This window comes from Galbibacter sp. (assembly GCF_035306585.1).
Lineage (GTDB): Bacteria > Bacteroidota > Bacteroidia > Flavobacteriales > Flavobacteriaceae > Galbibacter.
The window spans coordinates 22568-30446 of record NZ_DATGNU010000065.1; the positions used below are offsets into that span (position 1 = coordinate 22568).

Below are 7879 nucleotides of genomic sequence, written 5' to 3' on the forward strand. Positions count from 1 at the left end.
TAAGATTAAGTTCTTAGTTTATATGATACTCCAAAATGTGGTTAAATTTAATTACATTTGGAGTATTAACTTTTATTTAAGTAATGATTACACAGCTCAAAGGCCGATTAGTTGAGAAAAATCCAACCGATGTAGTGATAGATTGTAATGGTGTTGGTTATGAGGTCCACATATCGCTTTTTACCTATTCAAAGATTACTTCACAGGAGCAAATACATCTTTATACCCATTTATTAATAAAGGAAGATTCCCATACATTGTACGGTTTTATCGATAAAGCGGAGCGAGAAATCTTCCGTTTATTGATTTCGGTATCTGGGGTTGGAGCAAGCACTGCAAGAACCATGTTAAGCTCCCTAAATCCTCTTGAAATAAGAGATGCAATAGCGAAAGAGGATGTGGCAACTATTCAATCTGTCAAAGGGATTGGTGCCAAAACCGCTCAACGTGTTATTTTGGATTTGAAAGATAAAATAATAAAAATATACGATATTGACGAAGTTTTTGTAAGTTCGAACAATACAAACAAAGATGAAGCGTTAACGGCGTTAGAAGTATTAGGTTTTTCTCGTAAGCAAGCGGAGAAGGTGGTTGAGAAAATTGTGAAAGAAAAAACCGATTTAAGTGTCGAGGAAATTATAAAAGACGCGCTTAAAAACCTATAACCAACTTGAAAATTAAATTAGGCCCTAAACTAATTCACCGCCCATACTGGGTATTTTTGGCGTTCAGCTTTTTGCTGCTCTCCAGCACGCTCTATGCGCAAGAGGAAACAGAAACTCCTCAGGATTCAACACAAACTGGGGTGGCTTTAGGACGCATTGAACTTCAGGATCCAGAAAGCATTTCTTCTAAGTATACCTATGATCCTATAACGGACAATTATATTTATACCCAAAAGGTAGGTGAATATGACATCAACTACCCTGTAATTTTATCACCTGATCAGTATCAAGAGCTCATTTTAAAAGAGCAAATGAATGCTTACTTCAAGGATAAAATGAATGCGATTTCTGGTCGTGAGGGGAGTGAGGAAACGCGAAGGAATCTCCTTCCGAATTTTTACGTGAATTCCGATTTCTTTGAAACCATCTTTGGCGGGAATACCATCGAGGTGATACCACAAGGTTCGGTAGCTATGGATCTAGGGGTGAGGTTTCAAAAGAATGACAATCCTGCCTTATCACCGAGAAATCGAAGTAATATATCCTTTGACTTTGATCAACGAATTTCGCTGAGTTTAATGGGTAAAGTTGGTGAGCGACTTTCCATTAATGCGAACTACGATACAGAGGCCACTTTCGATTTCCAGAATTTGATCAAATTAGAGTATACCCCAGATGAGGATAATATCATTCAAAATATTGAAGTAGGTAATGTGAGTATGCCCATCAATAGTAGCCTTATTAGTGGAGCTCAGAGTCTCTTTGGAATAAAAACAGCATTGCAGTTCGGACGGACGACTATCACGGGTGTATACTCTGAACAACGTTCCCAAAGTAGAAGTGTCGTTGCCCAAGGTGGGGGAACCATCAACGATTTTGAAATCATGGCCCTGGATTATGATGAAGATCGTCACTTTTTTCTATCTCATTTTTTTAGAGATCAGTATGATACAGCCTTGGAGAACTATCCTTATATACGGAGCCAGATTCAAATTACGCGAATCGAAGTCTGGGTAACCAACCGAACACAAAGAACACAGAATGTTAGAAACTTGGTGGCATTACAGGATTTAGGTGAACCAAATCCAGAAAATACCAGGATTAACAATATGGCTCCAGGTGGTTTTTTTAACAGCACCAATTCCTTACCTTCTAACCAAGCGAATGATTACGATCCTTTAGGAATCACTTCGGGAACATCCGTTTTAACCCCTGCTATTAGGGATATTGCCACGGTAGAACAAGGGTTTAATTTAGGTTATACAGTAAATCAAGGGTATGATTATGCCATTTTAGAAAATGCACGAAAGCTAGAGCCAAATAGAGAATACACCGTTGATGAGCAGTTAGGATATATATCCTTAAACCAGCGCCTTAGCAACGATGAAGTATTAGCTGTTGCTTATCAGTATACCTATCAAGGACAGGTATACCAAGTTGGAGAGTTTGCCAACGATGGGATCAATGCTACAGAATTTCAAGAGAACAATGGGGTTGTAACAGAGGTGAACCCACAAGCCCTTGTGGTAAAAATGCTTAAGAGTAATATCACCCAGGTTAAAGATCCTATATGGGATCTTATGATGAAAAACTTTTATGCTACCACCGCATTTCAGCTATCCCAGGAAGATTTTAAACTTAATATTCTATATACAGATCCCTCCCCAATCAACTACATTTCTCCAGTGGACGAGGCCACATGGCCCTCGGGTCTAGAAGAAAAAATACTTTTGAATGTATTTAATTTTGATCGATTAAACACCTACAATGACCCACAAAATGGAGGGGATGGATACTTTGATTTCTTGCCAGGGATAACGGTGGATACCCAAAACGGAATTATTAAGTTTACTAAGGTAGAGCCTTTTGGGGAGTACTTGTATGAGTTGCTTGGAGGTGGTAATTATGAGGATGATGACAATTACATTCAGAATGATAATCAGCGTAAATATGTGTATAGAAACATGTATAGGCAGACCAAATCCGCTTCTTTAGAAAATGCTGAAAAGAATAAATTCATGCTCAAAGGGCGTTATAAGGCAGAGAGCTCTGGCGGGATCCCACTAGGTGCCTTTAATGTCCCCAGGGGATCTGTCCGTGTAACAGCTGGCGGTCGTATGCTGCAAGAAGGCATCGATTATACGGTGAACTACCAGGCTGGAACGGTACAGATTTTGGATCCTGGACTAAGGGCATCCAATACTCCTATTGAGGTTTCGGTTGAAAATAACGCGGTCTTCGGCCAACAAACAAGAAGATTTTCAGGGGTGCACATCGAACATCAGTTTAATGAGAAGTTCTCTTTAGGAGGGACCTTTTTAAATATGAATGAAAGGCCTTTAACTCAGAAGTCAAACTTTGGAGTTGAGCCTGTTAATAATTCCATTTTTGGAATCAACGGAACTTATTCCACTGAAATCCCATTTTTGACACGTATGGTCAATAAGTTGCCGAATATCGATACCGATGTGGCTTCGAATTTATCTCTAAGAGGGGAATTTGCTTATTTATTACCAGGAGCACCTAAAAGTGCTGATTTCGATGGTGAGATCACTTCATATTTAGATGATTTTGAAGGAGCTCAATCCTTTATAGATATTCGCTCTGCCTTAGCTTGGTCACTAGCTAGTGTGCCAAGTAAACCCGATCGGTTTGGCGGGAACCTTGAAAATGATAATGTAGCTTCCAGGCATCAGCGGGCAAAATTAGCTTGGTATACAATAGATCCTATATTTTATAGTTCCCAGCGACCTGGAGGCGTGAGTTCTGATGATATTTCTTCCAACCAAGCAAGACGTATTTTTATAGACGAAATATTTCCACAACAGGATATTGCACAGGGGCAAACCTTAGTGCAACCAACGTTGGATATTGCTTATTATCCACAAGAAAAAGGACCCTATAACGATAATCAAAATTTTGAGGACCTTCCAGCGGATCAACGTTGGGGAGGTATCATGCGTTCCATTAATAGTACCAATTTTGAACAATCTAACGTAGAGTACATTCAATTTTGGTTGCTAGATCCCTATTATAAGGATGGGCAATTAGCTGGGGAAGAAGGGGAGCTTGTTTTTAACTTAGGAAAAGTTAGCGAGGACATTTTAAAGGATGGTAGAAAGCAGTACGAAAACGGCTTGCCTTTACAGGAAAATCCGGCACTTACCAATACAACGAATTTTGGAAAGGTGCCTTCAACACAATCATTAGTCTATGCCTTTAATGCAAACACTGGGGATAGGATTAAGCAAGATGTTGGTTACGATGGGCTGACTAATGATGAGGAGGCTAACTTTTACAATAATCCTGGGACAGATCCTGCCTTGGACGATTATCAATTTTACTTGGACGCCACGGGAAGCATTCCAGAACGATATAAAAACTACAATAACCCTGAAGGGAACTCACCTGTTGAGGTAGGGAATAATAGTCGCGGTTCAACCACCTTACCAGATGTAGAGGACATCGATCGTGACCTTACTATGAATACGGTGGAGAATTTTTTACAATATACCATCAAAATAAAGCCGGGATTGAGTCGTAATGATGATTTCGTAACGGACATACGAGAGGTAGAGGTGGAGGCCCCCAATAAAGATTCCTACAGGGTACGCTGGATTCAATTCAAGGTGCCTATTTCGCAGCACGATGAGGTGGATTCCGAAACCGATATACAAGCGATCTTGAGATCGATGAGTTTTATGCGTATGTATCTCACTGGTTTTAATCAAGAAGTTGTATTACGTTTTGCTACATTGGATCTTGTTCGAGGAGATTGGAGACTCTATTCCAATACCCTTCAACCAGATGTGGATAATAATAATGATGATGATCCTACTGTGGTAGATGTAAAAACGGTGAATATCCAGGAAAATGAACAACGTTCCCCTATTCCATACAAATTACCTCCCGGAGTTGTGCGTGAACAATTAAATAATAATAACACGGTTATTCGTCAAAATGAGCAATCACTGTCTTTTGCAGTTCAAGATCTGGAACCAGCTGACTCCAGGGGCGTCTTTAAAAATGTAGATATTGACGTGAGGCAGTATAAGCGCCTTAAAATGTTTATACATGCGGAGCGCTATAAAGACATCCCTGTGGCTGATGGCGATTTAGTGGCTTTTCTTCGTCTGGGAACGGATTTCACTGAAAATTACTATCAAGTAGAGGTTCCTTTGCAAATTACACCGGGGGGATCGACCGATCCTGCGACAATTTGGCCCGATATTAATAATATAGATTTGCCTTTGTCCTTACTCTCTAAGATCAAAGCCCAGGGAATTGCGGATGGAAACCTTCACCAGGCGGTTTTTTATGATGAAAACGCAAATCCTATAGATGAATTTGAAAAACTTGAGGTTGGACAGATGAAAGTGGCTATTAAAGGAAATCCAAGTTTAGGGAATATTAGAGCGCTTATGGTTGGACTTAAAAACCCTAATACAGGTCCAGGATCGATGGTTAGTGGTGAGGTATGGTTTAACGAACTGCGTTTGGCCGAATTGGATAACCAGGGTGGTTGGGCGGCCGTGGCAGCGATGGATTTGAATATCGCCGATTTTGCAAATATTTCTACCACGGCCAATATGAGCACTTCAGGTTTTGGAAGCATTGATCAAATGCCTGGAGAGCGAAGCTTGGAAAATGTTCGAGGATATGCCTTAAATAGCAATGTCAATTTAGGTCAATTACTTCCTCAAGGTTGGGGAATACAATTACCGATGAACTATAGTATTTCTGAGGAATTGATAACACCCGAATTTGATCCACTCTATCAAGACCTGAGATTGGAGGACCGTATTGATGCCGCATCAACATCAGCTCAGAAGGATGCTATTCGCAATCAAGCAGAAGACTATACAAAACGTAGGAGTATTAACTTCATTGGTGTTCGAAAAAATAGGGGAGAAGATCAAAAAGCAAAAGTATACGATATTGAGAATTTCACCTTTAACTTGGCCTACAACCAAATGGAGCACAGGGATTACGAAATAGAGAATCTCGAGGATCAACATGTGCGTGCTGGGATTGTATATAGTCATAACTTTCAGCCACTGGATATTGCACCACTTAAAAATGCAGATTCTTTACTGAATGACAAGTATTGGAGGTGGTTAAAAGAATTTAATTTTAATTTGCTTCCTACCAGCATTTCTCTGAATTCCAATATCAACAGAAACTTTAACCGTCAGGCTTTTAGACAGGTAATCGAAGAGGGTAGTGAATCGGACTTTTTGGGACTACCAGAGGTTCAGCAACGAAATTACATGTTCGACTGGCAATATGCGATCAATTACAATTTAACCAAGTCTTTACAGTTTAACTTCACAGCCTCCAATAATAGCATTGTCAAGAACTATTTTTCGCAAAGTGAAGATGGCCAAGAAATAGTAAATCGAGATTTGGCCATTTGGGATGGTTTCTGGGACGTGGGTGATCCGAATCGTCACGCACAGCAACTTCAGGTAAACTACGATCTACCTTTTGATAAGTTTCCGTTCTTAGATTTTATCTCGGCTACCTATGCCTATACAGGAAGTTTTGACTGGCAACGTGGAAGCGATGTGTTGACAGAGATTGCAGGAGAGCAGCTCAATACTATACAAAATGCTAATACTCATAATCTAAATGGCGCTTTGACCATGGATAAATTATACACTACCCTTGGGCTAAAGCGTAAAGGTGGTGGTTCTGGTACATCAAGGGGAACGCTCCCGGTTGCTGATCCAAATGCAACGGAAACCTCTACTAAGCAAAACCAGAAAAAATATGGGATGTATAATACATTTATTGATCTAGCTACAATGGTAAAGCGAATCAATGTGAGTTATTCAGAAAACCGTGGGAAGGTACTTCCAGGTTATACCCCATCCATAGGATTTATCGGGACCCTGAAGCCATCATGGGGATTTGTATTTGGGAGTCAGTCGGATGTTCGTTATCAGGCGGCACAAAAAGGATGGTTGACGACCTTTCCTGACTTTAATGATCAATATATGTCGCGAGAGGCTAATCAGTTAAATATTGCAGCAAATCTCCAGCCATTTCAAGATCTTACCATTGATTTAGTCGCCGACAGACAATATTCGGAATCCTATGCCGAGAATTATTCCATTGAAGATCTTAATTCCGATGGTATTTTGGACTACAATCCTTTGATACAGAATAAGTATGGGGATTTTTCTATTTCCAGTCTCATGATAAGGACAGCCTTTGATCAATCTGAAGAATCTCAATCAGAAACTTTCGATAAATTCAGCCAAAATAGGATTGTGATAGCTCAGCGATTGGCAGGGGTTCCAGTAAATCCAAATGCTACGGAGTATCCAGAGGGTTACGGGCCTACCAATCAATCCGTATTACTGCCGGCTTTTGTTGCAGCGTACACTGGGCAGGATGCTTCCTCTGTTTCTACGGCGATCTTTAGGGACACTCCGATTCCAAATTGGACTTTAAAGTATACGGGTCTGATGAGAATAGGTTGGTTTAAAGATAATTTCCGACGATTTTCTTTGGCGCATGGGTATCGCTCTAGTTATAGTGTCAATAGCTTTAGATCCAATTTAGATTACGGACAAGGAAGCCAATTTGATCAAGCAGGTAATTTTAAGAATCCACTACTTATTACCAATGCGACTTTGGTGGAACAGTTTAATCCTTTGATACGCGTGGATTTTGAAATGGTAAACTCCCTAAGTGTGTTAGCAGAAGTTCGAAAAGATAGGGCGCTTTCCTTGAGTTTTGATAATAACCTGCTCACGGAGATGTCAGGAAATGAATATGTAGTAGGTCTTGGGTATCGCATACCAAACATTCGCTTTGTTACCCATCTTGGAGGAAGGAGAAGTGTAATGAGCGGCGATTTAAACCTAAAGGCTGATCTCTCTCTAAGGGATAACATTACTGTTATTAGAAATCTGGATATTAATACCAATCAAGTTACTGCTGGTCAGAATATTTGGGCATTGAAATTTACGGCCGATTATGCGCTGTCTAAAAACTTAACAGCCCTTTTCTTTTATGATCATACCTTTTCCGAATTTAAAGTATCAACAGCATTTCCGCAAACGACCATAAGAACTGGCTTTACTTTGAGGTATAATTTTGGAAATTAACAGTATTTCCTTTTGAAATCAAAAGTATAATGAATTACATTTGTCGAGCTAATAAATAAAATTGATGATATGAATATTCCTTCAGAATTGAAATAC

2 protein-coding genes are annotated in these 7879 nt (G+C 39.8%); both read left to right on the forward strand.

Annotated elements, in window-relative coordinates; translation table 11 throughout:
• Positions 1-83: 83 nt before the first annotated feature.
• Positions 84-665 (forward strand): Holliday junction branch migration protein RuvA, encoded by a 582-nt coding sequence (gene ruvA, locus VKY50_RS07040; RefSeq protein WP_324300266.1) that lies wholly within the window; start codon positions 84-86, stop codon positions 663-665.
• 11 nt (positions 666-676) lie between these two features.
• Complete coding sequence (sov, locus tag VKY50_RS07045) at positions 677-7783, forward strand: T9SS outer membrane translocon Sov/SprA (RefSeq protein WP_475404863.1); 7107 nt, start codon at positions 677-679, stop codon at positions 7781-7783.
• Positions 7784-7879: the final 96 nt, after the last annotated feature.

Bases quoted from the DNA above. Each gene is read 5' to 3' on its own strand.
- ruvA (WP_324300266.1), top strand. From the start codon at position 84: ATGATTACACAGCTCAAAGGCCGATTAGTTGAGAAAAATCCAACCGAT.